General features: G+C 59.4%; 2 protein-coding genes. One reads left to right on the top strand and one right to left on the bottom strand.

Translation table 11 applies throughout. The annotated features are described in order from the left end of the window. On the bottom strand, positions 1–283 hold a 283-nt coding region (locus tag PMI11_RS15690; RefSeq protein ID WP_007818687.1), incomplete at its 3' end, for a glycine betaine ABC transporter substrate-binding protein. Positions 284–487: 204 nt separating this feature from the next. On the opposite strand from PMI11_RS15690, the gene PMI11_RS15685 reads away from it, so the two are divergent. Continuing rightward, the gene (locus PMI11_RS15685; RefSeq protein WP_007818685.1) at positions 488–1,843 is read left to right on the top strand and encodes an LLM class flavin-dependent oxidoreductase; all 1,356 of its coding nucleotides are present in this window, start codon (positions 488–490) and stop codon (positions 1,841–1,843) included. The last annotated feature ends 49 nt before the right edge of the window (positions 1,844–1,892 follow it).

Here is a 1,892-nt window from a genome sequence, read left to right as displayed (position 1 = left end):
GGCTGGCGGCAGCCGCAAGCGGCGACGAGCCTACATAACCGATATCGATGGAGCCGGACGCGATGGCAGCGATGACATCAGCACCACCATCGAATTTCTGCCAGTTGATCTTGGCCTTGGTCTCCTTCTCATAGGTGCCGTCGGCTTGCGGCACGCGCGACGGCTCGACGATCGGCTGGTAGCCGATATTGAGCGTGACGTCGGCAGCGTGGGCTGCATAGGTGGTCAAGGTGAGGACAGCGGCAGCGGCCGTACCCAGAAGGTTGCGTCGGTTGATTTTCATATCCCTCTCCCGCAATGTTCAAAATCATTCCACCCCGGAATGTGGTTAGATCATTGTAAAATTCATAGATTTTATAGAGATAGAAAATTCCCCGAATCGGCCATGCGAGATAATTTGCTTCTAAATAGTGAGAGAGGAACGGTGGTTTCCCGATCCGCCCGATAATTCCACTAAATGACCGACGGATATCTCAGGACAGTATTGATGAAGAAAATGCAGATCTACGCCTTCGACATGAACTGCGTCGGACACATAAATCACGGCATGTGGACGCATCCGCGGGATCGTTCGGTCAACTATACCGATCTCGATTACTGGGCGGATTTTGCACGCACGGCCGAACGCGGCAAGCTGGACGGCATTTTTCTCGCCGATATTGTCGGCGTCTACGATGTCTATAAGAACAGTCCAGGCCCGGTCATCGAGACGGGCGCGCAAATCCCGGTCAACGATCCGCTAATGCCGATTTCGGCAATGGCCTACGTCACGAAGCACCTCGGCTTCGGCGTCACCGTCAATACGACCTATGAGCCGCCGTTCCTGCTGGCACGACGCATGTCGACGCTCGATCACCTGACCAAGGGCCGCATCGGCTGGAATATCGTCACCGGCTATCTCGACAGCGCTGCCCGCAGCATGGGTTTCGACAAGCTGGCGGAGCATGATGCGCGTTACGACGCCGCCGAGGAGTATCTCGAAATCCTCTACAAGCTCTGGGAGGGAAGCTGGGACGACGGCGCCGTGCTGCGCGACAGGGAACGCGGCATCTTTGCCGATGCCTCCAAAGTGCGAGCGGTCAGCCATCAGGGCCAGTATTACAAGATGGAAGGCATCCATCTCGCCGAGCCCTCGCCACAGCGCACGCCCCTGCTCTTCCAGGCCGGTGCGTCTGCCCGCGGGCAGGATTTCGCCGCCCGTCATGCCGAATGCGTCTTCATCGCCGGGCCGACGCCGCAATCGGCGCGCCCGACGGTCGATGCGCTTCGCGCCAGGACGCAAGCTAATGGCCGCGGCACGGATGCGATCAAGATTCTGAGCCTGATCACCGTCGTCGTCGGCAAGACCGAAAGCCAGGCACACGAGAAGCTCGAGGACTACCGCCGACATGCGAGCATCGAGGCGTCACTTGCGCATTATTCCGCCTCCGTCGGCGTCGATTTCTCGAAATACGGGCTCGATGACGTGATCGACCAAAACTCGACTAACGCCAATCAGTCGGCACTGGCGGCAATCACCAAACAGGCAGCAAAGCCGGTGACGAAACGGCAGATCATCGACCAGATGGTGCTCGGCAGCCGCATGAAGCCGATTATCGGCTCCCCGGAGCAGATAGCCGACACCCTGCAGCGCTGGATCGAAGAGGGCGGCATAGACGGCTTCAATCTGGCGCGCACCGTGGCGCCCGAAAGCCTCAACGATTTCGTCGATCTCGTCGTGCCGGTGCTGCAGGAGCGCGGGCTGTTCAAGGTCGACTATGCGGAAGGACCGCTGCGCCAGAAGCTGTTCGGCGGCAATGGCCTGCTATCTGCCAGCCACCCCGCCGCACAGTTCAGGCACTAGTTTCTAGCGATGATCGAGGCGGGCGACCAGCCGGTCGCCCAGCCACTGG

The sequence above is a fragment of the Rhizobium sp. CF142 genome (assembly GCF_000281145.1).
Classification (GTDB): domain Bacteria; phylum Pseudomonadota; class Alphaproteobacteria; order Rhizobiales; family Rhizobiaceae; genus Rhizobium.
This window is presented reverse-complemented; position numbering and strand designations above follow the sequence as displayed.

What these genes read in the sequence shown, in the direction of transcription:
- PMI11_RS15685 (WP_007818685.1), top strand. Translation starts at nt 488, where the DNA reads ATGAAGAAAATGCAGATCTACGCCTTCGACATGAACTGCGTCGGACAC.